We start from the raw sequence: 14,798 nt of genomic DNA, 5'->3' as shown, positions 1-14,798 counted from the left end.
ATAAAAAATTGTGGGCTGCTAGAAAGGTGATGGCACATTATTCGAATAATCTCAAACTCACTTAACGGCCAAAAATCGTATAATACGTTTATAAATAAAGGCCGTACAATAAGTTTTATCGTACGGCCTTTATGTTTTTAACCAAATCTATGGTGAATTAGGCTAATTTACCTAAAGCTTCCTTAATTCTCCTTAAAGCTTCAACCAAACTTTCATCTGAAGCGGCATAAGATAAACGGATGTAATTATTGTTGCCAAAAGAATCGCCACCTACAGTTGCCACGTGACCAACGTTTAATAAATATAAAGCTAAGTCTGAAGAATCTTTGATGACATTTCCGTCAGCATCTTTTTTACCAAAAAAAGAACTGATTTCAGGAAAAAAGTAAAAAGCCCCATCGGGAAGATTAGTTTTTACACCCGGAATATCATTTAACAGGTTGTAAACCAATTCTCTGCGGCGCAAAAATGCCTCTTTCATTTCCAGAACACTCGCTAAGCCTTGCTCGTAAGCTACAATTCCGGCCCTTTGCGCAATGGAACATGTACCCGAAGTGGTTTGTCCCTGTAATTTATCATTCGCAGCAGCAATCTCCTTATTTGCTGCAATATAACCTAACCTCCAGCCCGTCATGGCAAAAGCTTTAGAGAAACCATTAACAATAATTACGCGGTCTTTGATGCTATCGAACTGCGCAATAGACTCGTGTTTATCTATAAAGTTGATATGCTCGTAAATCTCATCAGAAAGGATGTAAATGTTGGGATGTTTTTCGAAAACAGCTACCAATGCCGCTAATTCTTCTTTGCTGTAAACCGATCCTGTTGGATTACATGGCGAAGAAAACATAAATAATTTCGATTTCGGTGTAATAGCCGCTTCCAGTTGTGCAGGCGTAATTTTAAAATCACTCTCTATATCTGTATCTATGAAAACAGATTTTCCTTCTGCCAGGGTAACCATTTCCGAATAAGAAACCCAGTAAGGCGTTGGGATAATGACTTCATCGTCCGGATCGATCAAGGTGAGAATAACATTTGATAAAGATTGTTTTGCACCTGTTGAAACAACGATCTGCGAAATATCATAATCCAGGTTGTTTTCTGTTTTCAGCTTGTTAACAATGGCCTGGCGTAGTTCCGGATAACCTGGTACTGGCGAATAACGGGTATAATTTTCGTCCAATGCTTGTTTAGCAGCATTTTTTACGTGATCTGGCGTGTTAAAATCGGGTTCACCAACACTTAAACTGATTATATTAATGCCCTTTGAAGCAAGTTCGCGACCAAGTTTGGTCATTTTAAGGGTTGCAGATTCTGATAGACTGTTGATTCTTTTAGATAAGGTGCTCATGGTTAATTACTTTGACCGCAAATATATAAACCAAATATTATTCTGCACTAAAAAAGACGCAGTTTTTCTCATTTAATTTATCCGATAAGCGTATTTTTGAAAAAAATATTCGTGTGTCGGTAAAAAAGAAAGCAATAATAATCTCCCTTGTTGTGAGCGTGGTGCTAATGTTGGCCAAGTTTGTTGCGTATTTTATTACAGGTTCAAATGCGATTTTAACCGATGCTGCAGAGAGTATTGTAAATGTAATTGCCGGTAGTTTCGCCTTTTATAGCATTTACCTAAGTACGCGGCCGCGCGACGAAAACCATCCTTACGGACATGGAAAAGTAGAATTTTTTTCTGCTTTTGTTGAAGGAATCCTTATTCTGATTGCGGGAGTAGTGATTATTTTTAAATCATCGTACAACCTTATTTATCCTCATGTAGTGGGGGAACTGTTAACCGGAATGTTGATAATTGGAATTACCGGGGTAATTAATATGATTGTAGGTCTATACCTGATCAATGTAGGTAAAGATCAGCATTCAATTACTTTGCAGGCTGATGGGCGACATTTATTAACTGATACTTATACCAGTGTAGGGATTGTACTGGGCTTGATTTTAATTCAGCTGACAAATATAATTTGGCTGGATAGCTTCCTTTCTGTTTTGGTCGGCTTTTATATCATTTATTCGGGTTATACGCTTACCCGCGGTTCGGTAGGAGGCTTAATGGATGAAAGTGATTTTAAACTGGTTGAAGAAGTAGTGGAAGTGCTGCAAAAAAACAGGCATAATCCATGGATTGATGTGCACAACCTGCGCACACAGCAGTATGGACCTGAATTCCATATCGATTGCCACGTAACATTGCCTTATTATTTCGATTTAAACCAGGTTCACCGTGAAATTTCTCAGATCGATGAATTAATTAATTCTAACGGTGTACGTAAAGCTGAACTGTTTATCCATGCCGACCCTTGTTTGCCTGAATGTTGCCATTACTGCCACATGAGCGAATGCCAGGTGAGGGTAGAGGCTTTCAAAAAAGAAATTGTTTGGACACCTGAAATCGTAATCAAAAACAAAAAACATTTCGATAATGAGCTACTTTAATGTCCGTGTTTACGGGCTCTTGATTAACCATCATAACGAGGTTTTAGTAAGTGACGAGGAGGAATATGGAATCCGTTTCAGTAAATTCCCAGGTGGCGGTTTAGAATTGGGTGAAGGTTTGATTGATGGATTAAAGCGCGAATTTATGGAAGAGTGCCAGGCTGAAATAGAGGTATTATCACATTTTTACACGACAGATTTTTACGAAAAATCATCGTTTAATGATAGCCAGGTGATCAGTGTATACTATCTGGTTAGGGAAAAAGCACCACTGCAGTTAGCATTTAAACAAACCATTTACGATTTTGATGGAGAGGGGGAGATCCTTCAGGCTTTCAGATGGGTAAAAATTGATGATTTAAATCTCGATGACATCACCTTTAAAACAGATAAAACTGTAGCTCAGCTTCTAAAAAATCAATATAAATCATAAATTCTGATGTCCGATATCTCCAAAACCCAAACGCCAAACTCCGAACTTAATTTAACTGAGCGCGATAAAAAGGTTATCTGGCATCCTTATACCCAGATGAAAAACGCCTTACCGCATATTCCGATTGTGCGTGGAGAGGGCGTTTATGTTTTTGATGAAAACGGCAAAAGGTATATTGATGCGGTTTCATCATGGTGGGTGAATATCCATGGCCACGCACACCCTCATATTGCAAAAAAGGTAGCCGAACAGCTTTCGGTACTTGAGCATGTAATTTTTGCAGGCTTTACGCACGAACCGGCCGTATTGCTCGCTGAAAGGCTATTGCCCATATTACCAGGTAAACAAGAAAAAGTTTTTTATACTGATAACGGTTCAACAGCGGTTGAGGTAGCTTTGAAAATGTGTTTGCAATATTGGGACAATAAGGGGAAGCCTAAAACCCGGATTCTGGCTTTTAAAAATGCCTATCACGGAGATACTTTTGGCGCCATGTCTGTTAGCGGGCGCAGTATTTTTACAGATGCTTTTAATAGTTTGTTGTTTGATGTAGATTTCATCGATCTGCCTAGTGAAGATAATATCTCATATCTAACTTCTTACATTTCAGATCTTACCGATACAGCATGTTTCATTTTTGAACCCTTAATTTTAGGTTCTGGCGGTATGCTGATGTATGAAGCAAAATATCTTGATGGACTAATCGCTGCCTGTAAGCAAGCAGGTATTTTGATCATTGCTGACGAGGTAATGACTGGTTTCGGCCGGACTGGAAGCTACTTTGCCTGCGATAAACTAAGCAATAAGCCCGATATTGTTTGTTTAAGTAAAGGTTTAACAGGTGGAACTATGCCATTGGGAATCACAACCTGTACCAATGAAATATATGAAGCTTTTTTAAGTGATGATAAATTAAAAACGCTTTACCACGGACACTCCTTTACTGCAAACCCGATTGCTTGCGTTGCTTCGTTAGCAAGTTTAGATATTCTGCTGCAAGATGAAACAATGGCTAACATTAAAAGGGTAGAAGCCAAACATGCCCTGTTCTTACAAGATATAAAGGCGCATCCTAAAGTTAAAGCGGTGAGGCAAACGGGAACCATTATTGCCATTGAATGGGAAACTGGAAATGAAACTTCTTATTTAAGTAATCTTCGTAACCTGTTGTATACGTACTTTTTAGAAAGAGGAATTATATTGAGGCCATTAGGGAATATTATTTATATTCTTGCCCCTTATATCATTAGTGATGAAGATCTTGATTATATCTATGCAAATATAAAAACTGCCTTAGAAGAAGTGTAAATATCCTGAGTCGAGTGAGATGCTACTACCACTTATCAGTTTTCTACGAAAAGAAAACTAACCCAAAGGCATTTTGCTCATGTCCATGTAAAGAATATTCCATCTTTGACCATCCAGATCAACAAAACCACAACCGTACATCCAGCCATCTTTGTAACCAGGTTCTCCATACAGTGTGCCACCGGCATCCACCACTTTTTGAGCAAGGCTATCTACCTCTTCCGGACTTTCTGCATCGAAAGAAAATAGCACTTCGCCTCCATTACGTCTATCGGCAATGTTCATACCTATAAAACTCTCATACAGATTTTCCTCGAAAAGCATGATTGCAAAGTTGCTTTCTCCTACTAAAAGGCAGGCCGAATCCTCCCGGGCGCCATATTGCAGGTTAAGGTTGAAGCCTAAAGCTTTAAAAAATGCCTTAGATTTATTGATATCCTTTACCGGAAGGTTGATCCATAGTGATTTTGTCATAACGTTTTATTTTGTTGTGGTAAATATAGGTAAGCAATAGATAGGACTAGCTTGCTAAAAGCGAAAATTTAGAGGGTTGTTTGAGACAATTAGTGTTTCCCTGTTTTATTCATCAATAGTAATTAAATTATAAGTAATGATTTACGACGAAATTTAATAGCTATTGAAAATGCGCTTCGGCAACTGCTCGCCTATTTGTAATGTTAATAATGATAATTTTTCGTTACTATCATGAAAATAGAGCGTGTTCGACTCTAATCTAAATGGAAGCTCTTCAGGCATATCAAAGTGATATTGAGCGTTAACTTTTTTACTTGAATTATAAAATATCAGCTTGCTCTTTCCGTGGTATACAATAGCAGCCCTTAATCTCCTAAATTCTGTAACAACATAAAATCTAACCTTACCACCTTTATCTGATATTTTTCCAAGATAAGTCGACTTTAAATCGCCTCCTTTAAATTTTTTAAAGAGACTTTTTCCGATATTTTGCTGATTCAAATCAATATTTGGGCTATCGTTACTCTGACCCAAACACCACGATGAGATTAGTGATAATAGTAAAATTGAAATAACCTTAAGTAGCACTGGAATTATGTTTTTACAATTTATACAATTTCTGCGGGTTTTGCTCTGCGTAATTTAGAATTAAGTTTAAAATGTAACTGTTGGATTGATAGGTAGCTAAATCATTTTTAATTGGCGCTAATCCATCTGATAAATAATTTTGATCCGTAAAGTAACCCATGCCATAAAATTTCCCGTTTTCTACTACCAAACAACTGAATTCATCTTCCTTTCTTCCGTCATCTACCAATGCAAAGCTCGGTTGCTGTTTTTGAACATCCATTAAGGCCGCATTTAGTTTTTTGTTGTAAACACTCACCGTTTCTATTCCACTGCATGCACCAAAACATTGTCCATTCTCATGCGCGTAACATTTGGTTGCTGTTTTCTGCAGATAGCAGAGCTTGGCACAAAGCTGGTATTTATCAATCAAATGATTTAAAAAGTTATAACCTTCCAGTAAACTGTTAAAACTTTGCAGGGCATTATTGTTCTTTTTGTGTTTATCAATTGCTAAGCGCAGATAGCCGTTTTGGTCTTCGAAAACGTATAAGTCATACTTATGTTCATAACGTTTCATTGCCCGGTTGTTTTCAGGCCAGAGACGTCTGATTTCATTTGCTTCTAAAATCAGGGCCATCAGTTCGGTTCCACACGTTACATAATCTACATGATGGATGTTACGCAGGAATTCCTGACGCTGCCGATTGGGGGTATTACCGGTAAAGTGACTGGTTACACGTTTCTTAAGATTTTTTGCTTTTCCAACATAAATAATTTTGCCTTTATTATCCTTGAAATAATAAACGCCAGGCTGGTTGGGCAGTTTCAGGATAGACGCTTTATCTAAATGAGGAGGTAAAACCTGCTCTTTCGATGTTTTTTTCAGCATTTCTGCGATGACGCCCTCCTGGTCGTACTCCAGTAATAAATTGAACAGGATACTGGTTGCATCTGCATCTCCTGCAGCACGATGCCGGTTTTGAATGGGGATCTGTAAGGCTGTACAAAGCTTTCCAAGGCTATAAGACGATTTCCCCGGAATTAATTTTCTGCTTAATCTTACGGTACACAGCTTTTTGCATTGTAAATCATATCCTGAAGCTGCCAGATGATGCTTTAAAAAGGAATAGTCGAAATTTACATTGTGCGCCACAAAAACCTTATTACTTAAGAGTTGATAAATCTGTAGTGCAACTTCGTCAAATGTTGGGGCGTCCATCAACATGTCATCATCAATTCCGGTAAGTGCCGTAATGTGCGCAGGTATTGGCTGCCTGGGATTAATCAGCGTAGTATAAGATTCAACGATTTCGTTACCATCATGAATGTTAATGGCAACTTCGGTAATGCCATTTGCCGAGGCATGACCACCAGTGGTTTCAATATCTACTACTGCGTATAACATTAAAATAATTTGAATTACAAACTTATGCTAAAATAATTAGTATAAAAAATATTTTGATTATTTCTTTAGCACAAAAAAAGCGGTTACCTGTTTAACGTAACCGCTTCCGTAGTTGTATATAATTTTTTATTTAAATTTATTAAGCAATTTGCTTAAATTAGGTTTAATACCCACAGAGATGGGTACAGTATTAAAAGTCCTGTTCTGTATTTTACTAAAACCATACATGTAGCCGGCTTCAACAAACAAGTTGGCACCTCCAATATTGTACTCTATACCTGCACCACCTTCAGCAATCCCTAAACCATTAGATTTATTATTTTGTATAACCTGTAAGCTTGATGAATTAACTGTTGCCTGAGGAGTCAGGATAAACCCACCACCTGCACCGGCAAAACCATAAAATGCCCATTTGTTAACGATTTTACGGTAACCCAAGGCTACGTTTAACAGATAGGTAGTTGCTCTTCCTTTCTGTAAGGTATAATTGTAACCCTCATCTGGGGTAATCTGATTAAAAGTGAAAGCATGTAAGCTTACTTTTGGATAAAGGAACAAACCCTGATTACCCAAACCTAAATTCAGGCCTAACGAAGTTGAGAATTTTGGTTTAAAATAATCTGAGGTCTCGCCCACAGGGAATGCAAATCCGATTCCGCTCATGGAATACAGTTTATCCGGCCTGCTTTGTGCCATGATCCTGGGTGAAGCCATGATCAATAGTAGTAGAAGGGTTGGAAGTAGTTTTAAGCTCATAGTTTAATTTTTTTAATTTTCCATTAATGCACCTACTTTTCGAAGTAAATCTGTGATGTTGAAGGGTTTTTCCAAATAATCATCGGGATGGTATTTTTGTGATGCAATATAATTTTCATCATACCTGGCCGATGCCATAATAATAGGTATGCCAGCTGTTTCAGGGTTTAACCTTAATTCCTTAAACACAGCTCGGCCATCCATTCCATTCAACATGATGTCCAGAATAATCAGATCGGGCCTGAAATCTTTAATGGTTTTAAAAATATACCTTGGAGAAAGTAATGGGTAAACCTTATAATGTTCGGTCTCTAATACCTCCTGGAAAACTTCTAATACATCTGGATCATCATCCACAACCAACACTCTTTTCAAAACAGATAAAATCAATTAAATAGTAAAATAGTTTATCCTAATACAAAGTTTTGGACGTAATGTTTCAATCCTGCATCAAAATGTGTTGCAGGTGTTGATAGCAGACGGTTGAATGCTACATCAGGGTGTTTGGATGAGCACCTTTCTGTAAAGAATTCTGTTCGATAAATTTCGAAAAAAGTTCTACATAAGTTTGTGAAACAGTGAAAGATGTCTCACCCGAAAGGAATATTTTGTCATCAAGAACACTTTTAATGTATTGCTTTGCAATCACCACCGTTGGAGTGATCTGAATAAATGCAGGATTCTCCTTTAGCATCTTAAGCGTTTTCGTGAAGTTATATTTCGAACTCAGGAAAGCATTTTTTGTGGTTTTAAATTGAATGTCTTCGCCTATTTCTTCAATAGCAATCAGCTCATTCAAATCTATCCTTACCAGGTCGCCATTTTCTCCCTTTAGCGGTATATAGAAAAAATGTTCATCTAAAATAGAAAAAGGATGTCTGGTTCTTGTCCCGGTGGGATAAAGGTTGTTTATCGTTTTGGCCAGATGTATAATAGAGTAGGGCTTAAGCAAATAAGCATCTGCCTGTACCTTAAAGGCATCGAGTGCATACCTGGTATGTGCTGTGGTAAAAACCAGATAATTTGTTTTTTGCCTTAATAAGCCGGCCAGTTCGATTCCGGAAAGCGAAGGCATTTCAACGTCCATAAAAATAATGTCGACCGGGTTGGACGTTGTTATTTCTGAAAGGGCTTGAAGCGGTTCGGTAAAGGTTTTGATGAGCTTTAAGTCAGGAAGTTTTTCCATATATGTCACCAAGCTCTCCAAGGAATGAGGGTCATCATCAATCGCAATGCAACTTATCGACATTTTTTATAGGTTAGTTGGTGCAAATTACAATTTCATTAAATAAAACAAAAGAAAAACACGTTGTGGAAGTATTTTTTTATGTATTTGCAAAGTTGATATTCTTTTAAACCGTATATATCTATTATAGGGCCTCATGATTTGCCCTTATCTAGCGTTCATATTACTTTTGAAGTTCATCACCTTTTGTAATTCGATCTTCTGCCTGTGATTTTTTCAGGTTACAAATGGTACTGTCAGGTATACAACAGATAAGAAGCTTACTTATTAATGTATGAAATTCCAGAATTCAGGATGCTGCAAATGTAATTTTTTAAATAGGTCATCTTTGGGACCTTAAGTTTAAGGCTAATTTACTGTATATTTAATCAAAAACTTTTTTACCTGCTTTTTGTTTAAGTTTTTATTGTATATATTTAAACAAAAATGACCTACTCTATAGCAGATCTTGAGCAGCTGTCCGGCATCCATTCTCATACCATCAGGATCTGGGAGCAACGTTACCATGCGCTGAGTCCATCGAGATCTCAAGGCAACACGCGTTTATACGATGATCAGCAGCTTCGGAAACTGTTAAATATTGTAAGTTTAAATAAAAGCGGTTTAAAAATTTCAAAAATATGCAGTCTTTCGGATAGCGAAATGGATAAACTGCTTGATGAACAGTTCAATTATTCTCCCGGCGATAAACAAGACGACTATTATGTTGCACAATTGATTAAATATGGACTGGCTTTTGATGAACACACTTTTAATGAGCTAATCGACCAAAGTATTAATCAATTTGGACTTTCTAACTGCTACCGGAAAATAATCTATCCTTTATTATTACGCTTAGGGTTGATGTGGCGAAAAGATGATATCTGCCCTGCACATGAACACTTTTTATCCAATATTATCCGCCAAAAAATATTTACCCATATTAACAATCTTCCTTTAATGGAAAATTCCGGGCAAAGCTGGCTGCTTTTTTTACCTGAAAATGAGGACCACGATATCGGACTGCTTTTTGCCAGCTACATGCTGAGGATGCAACATCATCACGTAATTTATTTAGGTAGCAGAGTTCCGCTGGATTCGATTAAGCGCATATTTTCGACGTTGAATGTAGGGCACGTTATGCTTTTTATGATCAAATCGAGGCTAGCGCCTGCGGCACAACAGTACATCGATCAACTGTCTGAAATATGCTCGGACACAAAAATCCATCTCGCCGGGAATAGTGAGGTGATTGGTAAGCTTGACCATATCGATCACATCAATTGGATTAAAACGCTTGATGAATTTGAAAAAACAATAGAATTACCCTCACATACATGAAAGAAATCTTCGATCAATTATCTGGCAATTGCAGCCGGCTTACCACTAAGTTATACAGCACAAGCTTTTCTTATGGTATTTATTTTCTCGGCAAAGAAATTCGCCAACCCATACATGCTATCTACGGCTTCGTACGTTTGGCAGATGAAATTGTAGACAGCTTTCATCAATATGACAAGAAATTTTTACTGGAAAAATTTAAGGAGGATACTTTTGAAGCCATTAACCTGGGCATTAGCTTAAATCCTATCCTGAATTCATTTCAAAAGGTTGTCAATCAGTATCAGATAGATGAAGAGCTGATTATTCTTTTTCTCAGAAGTATGGAGATGGACCTGTCCACACAAAAATATACTCCCGAACTTTATAACGACTATATTTTGGGTTCGGCAGAGGTAGTTGGGTTGATGTGCTTAAAAGTTTTTACGTATGGAAGTGATGTCGATTACGAATATCTTAAACCGTATGCCATGAAGCTGGGTTCTGCGTTTCAAAAAGTTAATTTTTTGAGGGATGTTAAAGCTGATCATCAAACACTTAGCCGGAATTATTTTCCAAATGTGAACTTAGCTGTATTCTGCGATCAACAAAAACAGGAAATTGAAGAAGATATTGAAAAGGAATTTTCCATTGCACTAACCGGTATCAAACTGCTGCCTGCCTCTTCCAGAAACGGGGTCTATTTATCCTATATCTACTATAAAAAGTTATTCGCTAAGATAAAGCGCTTAAGTGCAGAGAAGATTATGACCGAACGGATCAGGATTTCGAATACCCGTAAGGTTGGGCTGATGTTTGATTCGCTGATCCGCAATAAGCTAAATGTAATTTAAATGGAAGAACAAGTTATTCTCGTAGATGAGGAGGATGTGCCGAAAGGGCAGATGGATAAAATGGAAGCCCACGAAAAAGGTTTGTTGCACCGTGCCTTTTCCGTTTTTATTTTTAATTCCAAACTCGAATTGTTACTGCAGCAAAGAGCTATGAGTAAATATCACTCGAGGGGCTTGTGGACGAATACCTGTTGCAGCCATCCGAGAATCGGCGAAAGTAATATGCAGGCCGCTAAAAGGAGGTTAATGGAAGAAATGGGGATGGATTGCGAATTAAATTACCTGTTTAAATTTGCCTATAGAGCGACATTCGAAAACGGGTTAACTGAACATGAGATCGATCATGTGTTTTTTGGTATGAGCGACAAATTACCGGTGATCAATCGTGAGGAAGTGGAAGCCTTTAAGTATGTTGACCTGGATACCTTATCGCAGGATATCGCGCTTAATCCCGACGCTTACACCCCCTGGCTGAGGATCTGTTTGAACGAAGTAATCGCACACGCATCAACTGCACAAATAAAAAACGGGCATACAGCCTAAGCCATATACCCGTATCTAAATTAACGCTCTCGAGGACAAATATAAGGCTAGTTTGGAAAACTCCAAAAATTATTTTAAATAAAACATTTCTTTTACTTTAAGATTATAATTATTGTTATGAGTGGGCGTCTGCTAAATTTAATCCACTGATATTTAATATTTTAAGTTTTTTGCGTGACAAAGAATATTTATAGGTTTTTGTATTAACTATAAATTTTTTGACATTTTTTGCAAAAGTAAGTCTGGCGGTGTGTTTTGCCCAACTCTTTTTTATCGATTTTATGTTTAAGAGGACACACTTTCTGGTTATATACCTCCCAATGTTTACTTAACGTATTTTCCTTTTTCCATTTTAAAAAATCGAAACTATAATTCCTGGCCTCGGTAACCAATGCCTTTAATTTTACAGGCGACAGGTCTTCAACCTTATTTAGTGGATGTATGCGGGTACGGTATAAAACTTCATTTTTGATAATGTTGCCTACTCCGCTGAAAATTTGCTGGTCGAGCAATACGTCGCAAACCATTGCCTGAGGTATGTCCTTCAGTTTTTTAATCGCTGCATCGCTATTCCATTCATCAGCCATTACGTCGTTTTCCCAGGAGTAATGTTCTTTGACGTTTCCTTCCAAAAGGTCAACTTTGCAGGTATAAAAGTTTAATTCATCTTTTTTGAAAACGATGCCCAGTTTTAAAGGTGTTTTTTTCCTGGCATTAATAAGATAGCTGCCGAAAAGCATGAAATGGATCCGGATGGTAAAATCCTTGAAACAGATCAAAAAGTGTTTTCCCCAGCTTTTAAAATCCTCAACCTTTTGACGGAGTAATTTATCCTTATCAAAATTGTTTACATTACCCGTTACTTCAAGCACCTCGGGCTTGCCCAACTGTAACTCTTGTATTAAATCTTTTAAAATTACGATTGATGGACCTTCGGGCATATTACGTTTCTTCTATTTTTTGAAATTTAAATTTATCTTTAATATTGCTATTAAAATATCGCCCTTTTGATCCTGACGCCTTTAACATCTTGTAAATATTTTCAGGAACATTTTTGTATAGATAAACCATATCGGTCACAAAAATGATTTTTAAGGTTTTTGTAAATTCATCATAACTGAAATACTTAATTACTGATGATGGCATAACAATAGGTTATGATTTCAAAACATCAGTAATTAGAATTGGTTTCAGTCATTTTTTAGTGTTAATTCCTCTTTCTGAACTTTTATTTTTTCTTTTTTCAGATCGATGCGGATAATGTTATACAAGCTCATGTAAACATTTGCTATCCATACGGTGGAGAAAAACGCGATGATATAACCTCGCCAGTCCGGATAAATTAAGGTAAACCTGGTGATGAAAAGCAAGATCAAGGTTACATAGTGGCTAAAACAGTATTCACAGGTAAAAACATAAAAAAACTTCCTTTTTAACAGTTTATTGCAGTTTTTAGAACGGTCTACACAAAATTCACGGGCTTCTCTGAAAATCTCTTCCTTTGTAACTGTCCAGGCGATGCAGGCTACGGGCAAAGCCATAAAAAAAAGATAATACAGGTGTGTTTCCATAGTAATTAAATCAAGATATAGATACAACCTTAATCCCTCGAAAATGTTTAATTAAGCCGTAAACATTTTAATTGTCCGTATGTTAATTAAAATATAACTAATTAACAATGTTATGGAAAGATCAGAAATCATATCTCTACTTGAGGTAATCAATCAACAGGTTAGTTCTTCGGTTTTGGGTGGGATGGAAGAAGAATATGAAGAATTGGAACGTATGGGGTTAATTAAGATTAATCGCGAATCGGTACAATGGTCATCTGCTATAACGCCAGCAGGCATCGCTTATTTAGGTCATGATTGATGCGGTTATTTGATGCCGAAAATTGTTTGTCAGTCTGATTATAGCCGAAGGCATTTTGAGCTAAATTCTTGACCATATAAAAGAGATAAAGTCTTTAAGCCTTTTGTGATTATATACTTTAAGTGATCAGGAATCAGTTTAATTTTATTTTAATAACATTCTTATTGTAATTTCTACTATTGCCCAATGCCCTCAATATTGATCAATAGCATTGAGATTCAACAAAACCTTTTTATTTTAACAATTGATCTGCAAACTTGCTACCGAGATCTTGCCTATTAAACTTTAAACGATTAATTGTTGAAATTCTAGTAGTTTTGCGGTTAGTTTAGATTGTGCCGCAAAAAATCATAACGGCGTTTCTAGCTGCAGATATGAACGATTTACAACTTAGAACGGTAAATGTAACCAGATACGTTACGCCATTGCGAGAAGGTGGGTCCCTGCCTGCCATTGCAGAGGCTGATGATCATTTTTTATACGTACTGAAATTTAGAGGGGCAGGACAGGGCCCCCGGGCTTTAATTGCCGAATTGATTGGTGGCGAAATTGCCCGCTATTTAGGATTGCGCGTACCTGAGTTGGTTTTTGCCAATTTAGACGAAGCTTTTGGGAGAACTGAGCCCGACGAGGAAATTCAGGATCTGCTTAAGGCCAGTGTAGGGTTAAATCTGGCGTTGCATTATTTATCGGGAGCGATAACATTCGATCCAACCGTAACTACGGTTGATGCCAAACTTGCTTCGCAAATTGTTTGGCTTGATTGTTTTTTAACCAATATGGACCGCACCTGCCGAAATACCAATATGTTACTTTGGCACAAAGAACTGTGGTTAATAGACCATGGTGCTGCGTTATATTTTCATCATTCATGGCAAAATTGGGAAGAACAGGCAATTAAGCCTTTCTCTTTGGTAAAAGATCATGTATTGTTGCCATGGGCATCTGAATTGGAAAGTGTAAATAAAGAATTCAGCAAATTACTTAATCCCGAAAAGATCGCATCAGTGATTAACCTGATCCCTGACGACTGGCTGGAAGGTGAAACCAGCTTTGACAGCAAAACAGCTCATCGCGAGGCCTATAAAAATTTCCTTACAAACAGATTGGCACATTCTGATATATTTTTAAAAGAAGCACAGCATGCAAGAGAAATTCTTATTTGAGTACGCTGTGATTCGCGTAATGCCAAGGGTAGAACGTGAGGAATTTATAAATGTGGGTATTATTTTGTTTTGTGCCAGGCAGAAGTTTCTGAAAAGTATTTTTTCTCTTGATGAGAAAAAAATAAAGGCCTTTTCTGCAGAAACAGATTTAAACGAACTTACCTTAAACTTGTGTGCATTCGAAAGAATAAGTTTGGCGGCGGAGGGTTCTGGTCCAATTGGTCAATATGATCAGGCTTCCCGTTTTAGATGGCTTACGGCAACCAGAAGTACAGTAGTACAGTGCTCAAAAGTGCACCCTGGTTTTTGCGATGATCCCGAACAGACCTTGTTAAGGTTACACCAGGAGCTGGTTTTATAGCGTTATGCGCGTGGCGCCGGGCACATAGCGTTAAATTTACTTTAAACAATCCATCAT

Annotated in this window: 19 protein-coding genes; 9 read left to right on the top strand and 10 right to left on the bottom strand. The window is 37.4% G+C overall.

Features of this window, described 5'->3' with window-relative positions; translation table 11 throughout:
- Nucleotides 1-157: 157 nt before the first annotated feature.
- On the bottom strand, nt 158-1,354 hold the full coding sequence (locus tag ACIQXP_RS14170; protein ID WP_387505766.1) for a pyridoxal phosphate-dependent aminotransferase: 1,197 nt from the start codon (nt 1,352-1,354) through the stop codon (nt 158-160).
- Nucleotides 1,355-1,467: 113 nt separating this feature from the next.
- Here ACIQXP_RS14170 and ACIQXP_RS14165 point away from each other — a divergent pair, with 113 nt between their 5' ends.
- Genes ACIQXP_RS14165 through bioA form a run of 3 tightly spaced genes read left to right on the top strand, consistent with a single transcriptional unit; the run spans nt 1,468 to nt 4,195 of the window.
- Nucleotides 1,468-2,454, top strand: a complete 987-nt coding sequence (locus tag ACIQXP_RS14165; RefSeq protein ID WP_387505765.1) for a cation diffusion facilitator family transporter — start codon at nt 1,468-1,470, stop codon at nt 2,452-2,454.
- Nucleotides 2,441-2,887 carry an NUDIX domain-containing protein gene (locus tag ACIQXP_RS14160; protein ID WP_387505764.1) on the top strand — a complete coding sequence of 149 codons (447 nt, stop codon included), beginning with the start codon at nt 2,441-2,443 and terminating at the stop codon, nt 2,885-2,887. Before ACIQXP_RS14165 ends, ACIQXP_RS14160 begins: the two co-directional genes overlap by 14 nt.
- 6 nt (nt 2,888-2,893) lie before the next feature.
- On the top strand, nt 2,894-4,195 hold the full coding sequence (gene bioA, locus ACIQXP_RS14155) for an adenosylmethionine--8-amino-7-oxononanoate transaminase (RefSeq protein ID WP_387505763.1): 1,302 nt from the start codon (nt 2,894-2,896) through the stop codon (nt 4,193-4,195).
- 57 nt (nt 4,196-4,252) lie between these two features.
- Here bioA and ACIQXP_RS14150 read toward each other — a convergent pair whose 3' ends face one another.
- From ACIQXP_RS14150 to ACIQXP_RS14125, 6 genes are all read right to left on the bottom strand, one after another.
- Nucleotides 4,253-4,669: a VOC family protein gene (locus tag ACIQXP_RS14150; protein ID WP_293742324.1), complete on the bottom strand. Its 417-nt coding sequence runs from the start codon at nt 4,667-4,669 to the stop codon at nt 4,253-4,255.
- 153 nt (nt 4,670-4,822) lie between these two features.
- Nucleotides 4,823-5,203 (bottom strand): hypothetical protein, encoded by a 381-nt coding sequence (locus ACIQXP_RS14145; RefSeq protein WP_387505762.1) that lies wholly within the window; start codon nt 5,201-5,203, stop codon nt 4,823-4,825.
- Nucleotides 5,204-5,270: 67 nt separating this feature from the next.
- The gene (locus ACIQXP_RS14140) at nt 5,271-6,644 is read right to left on the bottom strand and encodes an exonuclease domain-containing protein (RefSeq protein WP_387505761.1); all 1,374 of its coding nucleotides are present in this window, start codon (nt 6,642-6,644) and stop codon (nt 5,271-5,273) included.
- A 126-nt stretch (nt 6,645-6,770) separates the two neighbouring features.
- Nucleotides 6,771-7,400, bottom strand: coding sequence for a hypothetical protein (locus tag ACIQXP_RS14135; RefSeq protein ID WP_293742321.1), 630 nt, complete (start codon nt 7,398-7,400; stop codon nt 6,771-6,773).
- Nucleotides 7,401-7,412: 12 nt separating this feature from the next.
- Nucleotides 7,413-7,766 carry a response regulator gene (locus ACIQXP_RS14130; RefSeq protein WP_244278888.1) on the bottom strand — a complete coding sequence of 118 codons (354 nt, stop codon included), beginning with the start codon at nt 7,764-7,766 and terminating at the stop codon, nt 7,413-7,415.
- 124 nt (nt 7,767-7,890) lie between these two features.
- Nucleotides 7,891-8,649, bottom strand: a complete 759-nt coding sequence (locus tag ACIQXP_RS14125; protein WP_387505760.1) for a LytR/AlgR family response regulator transcription factor — start codon at nt 8,647-8,649, stop codon at nt 7,891-7,893.
- Between the two features lie 423 nt (nt 8,650-9,072).
- Between ACIQXP_RS14125 and ACIQXP_RS14120 the strand changes: the two genes are divergently transcribed.
- From ACIQXP_RS14120 to idi, 3 genes are read left to right on the top strand one after another with little or no spacing between them, the layout of a single operon-like run.
- Nucleotides 9,073-9,966 (top strand): MerR family transcriptional regulator, encoded by an 894-nt coding sequence (locus tag ACIQXP_RS14120; protein ID WP_387505759.1) that lies wholly within the window; start codon nt 9,073-9,075, stop codon nt 9,964-9,966.
- Nucleotides 9,963-10,799, top strand: coding sequence for a phytoene/squalene synthase family protein (locus ACIQXP_RS14115; RefSeq protein WP_293742318.1), 837 nt, complete (start codon nt 9,963-9,965; stop codon nt 10,797-10,799). The genes ACIQXP_RS14120 and ACIQXP_RS14115 overlap by 4 nt, the downstream gene beginning before the upstream one ends.
- Nucleotides 10,800-11,342, top strand: a complete 543-nt coding sequence (gene idi / locus ACIQXP_RS14110) for an isopentenyl-diphosphate Delta-isomerase (protein ID WP_293742317.1) — start codon at nt 10,800-10,802, stop codon at nt 11,340-11,342.
- Nucleotides 11,343-11,545: 203 nt separating this feature from the next.
- On the opposite strand, the gene ACIQXP_RS14105 is transcribed toward idi, so the two are convergent.
- The 3 genes from ACIQXP_RS14105 to ACIQXP_RS14095 are packed head-to-tail and all read right to left on the bottom strand — an operon-like array spanning nt 11,546 to nt 12,913.
- Entirely contained in the window at nt 11,546-12,283 is a 738-nt protein-coding gene (locus ACIQXP_RS14105; protein ID WP_387505758.1) for a DNA-formamidopyrimidine glycosylase family protein, read from the bottom strand.
- 1 nt (nt 12,284) lies between these two features.
- Complete coding sequence (locus tag ACIQXP_RS14100) at nt 12,285-12,488, bottom strand: KTSC domain-containing protein (RefSeq protein WP_387505757.1); 204 nt, start codon at nt 12,486-12,488, stop codon at nt 12,285-12,287.
- Nucleotides 12,489-12,532: 44 nt separating this feature from the next.
- Entirely contained in the window at nt 12,533-12,913 is a 381-nt protein-coding gene (locus ACIQXP_RS14095; protein ID WP_293742314.1) for a hypothetical protein, read from the bottom strand.
- A 112-nt stretch (nt 12,914-13,025) separates the two neighbouring features.
- Here ACIQXP_RS14095 and ACIQXP_RS14090 point away from each other — a divergent pair, with 112 nt between their 5' ends.
- The 3 genes from ACIQXP_RS14090 (at nt 13,026) to ACIQXP_RS14080 (ending at nt 14,741) form a co-directional block, all read left to right on the top strand.
- Nucleotides 13,026-13,214: a hypothetical protein gene (locus ACIQXP_RS14090; protein WP_387505756.1), complete on the top strand. Its 189-nt coding sequence runs from the start codon at nt 13,026-13,028 to the stop codon at nt 13,212-13,214.
- A 374-nt stretch (nt 13,215-13,588) separates the two neighbouring features.
- Nucleotides 13,589-14,380 (top strand): HipA family kinase, encoded by a 792-nt coding sequence (locus ACIQXP_RS14085; RefSeq protein ID WP_387505755.1) that lies wholly within the window; start codon nt 13,589-13,591, stop codon nt 14,378-14,380.
- Nucleotides 14,358-14,741: a DUF3037 domain-containing protein gene (locus ACIQXP_RS14080; protein ID WP_387505754.1), complete on the top strand. Its 384-nt coding sequence runs from the start codon at nt 14,358-14,360 to the stop codon at nt 14,739-14,741. Before ACIQXP_RS14085 ends, ACIQXP_RS14080 begins: the two co-directional genes overlap by 23 nt.
- Nucleotides 14,742-14,798: the final 57 nt, after the last annotated feature.

This window comes from Pedobacter suwonensis (genome assembly GCF_044762335.1).
In the GTDB taxonomy this organism is placed as follows: Bacteria; Bacteroidota; Bacteroidia; order Sphingobacteriales; family Sphingobacteriaceae; genus Pedobacter.
Note: the sequence above shows the minus strand (reverse complement) of the source record. Positions and strands in the feature narration are given on the sequence as shown.

Excerpts from the sequence above, each read along its gene's own strand:
- ACIQXP_RS14170 (WP_387505766.1), bottom strand. The coding sequence starts at position 1,354 with ATGAGCACCTTATCTAAAAGAATCAACAGTCTATCAGAATCTGCAACC.
- ACIQXP_RS14160 (WP_387505764.1), top strand. The coding sequence starts at position 2,441 with ATGAGCTACTTTAATGTCCGTGTTTACGGGCTCTTGATTAACCATCAT.
- bioA (WP_387505763.1), top strand. The coding sequence starts at position 2,894 with ATGTCCGATATCTCCAAAACCCAAACGCCAAACTCCGAACTTAATTTA.
- ACIQXP_RS14150 (WP_293742324.1), bottom strand. The coding sequence starts at position 4,669 with ATGACAAAATCACTATGGATCAACCTTCCGGTAAAGGATATCAATAAA.
- ACIQXP_RS14140 (WP_387505761.1), bottom strand. The coding sequence starts at position 6,644 with ATGTTATACGCAGTAGTAGATATTGAAACCACTGGTGGTCATGCCTCG.
- ACIQXP_RS14135 (WP_293742321.1), bottom strand. The coding sequence starts at position 7,400 with ATGAGCTTAAAACTACTTCCAACCCTTCTACTACTATTGATCATGGCT.
- ACIQXP_RS14125 (WP_387505760.1), bottom strand. The coding sequence starts at position 8,649 with ATGTCGATAAGTTGCATTGCGATTGATGATGACCCTCATTCCTTGGAG.
- ACIQXP_RS14120 (WP_387505759.1), top strand. The coding sequence starts at position 9,073 with ATGACCTACTCTATAGCAGATCTTGAGCAGCTGTCCGGCATCCATTCT.
- ACIQXP_RS14115 (WP_293742318.1), top strand. The coding sequence starts at position 9,963 with ATGAAAGAAATCTTCGATCAATTATCTGGCAATTGCAGCCGGCTTACC.
- idi (WP_293742317.1), top strand. The coding sequence starts at position 10,800 with ATGGAAGAACAAGTTATTCTCGTAGATGAGGAGGATGTGCCGAAAGGG.
- ACIQXP_RS14105 (WP_387505758.1), bottom strand. The coding sequence starts at position 12,283 with ATGCCCGAAGGTCCATCAATCGTAATTTTAAAAGATTTAATACAAGAG.
- ACIQXP_RS14100 (WP_387505757.1), bottom strand. The coding sequence starts at position 12,488 with ATGCCATCATCAGTAATTAAGTATTTCAGTTATGATGAATTTACAAAA.
- ACIQXP_RS14095 (WP_293742314.1), bottom strand. The coding sequence starts at position 12,913 with ATGGAAACACACCTGTATTATCTTTTTTTTATGGCTTTGCCCGTAGCC.
- ACIQXP_RS14090 (WP_387505756.1), top strand. The coding sequence starts at position 13,026 with ATGGAAAGATCAGAAATCATATCTCTACTTGAGGTAATCAATCAACAG.
- ACIQXP_RS14085 (WP_387505755.1), top strand. The coding sequence starts at position 13,589 with ATGAACGATTTACAACTTAGAACGGTAAATGTAACCAGATACGTTACG.
- ACIQXP_RS14080 (WP_387505754.1), top strand. The coding sequence starts at position 14,358 with ATGCAAGAGAAATTCTTATTTGAGTACGCTGTGATTCGCGTAATGCCA.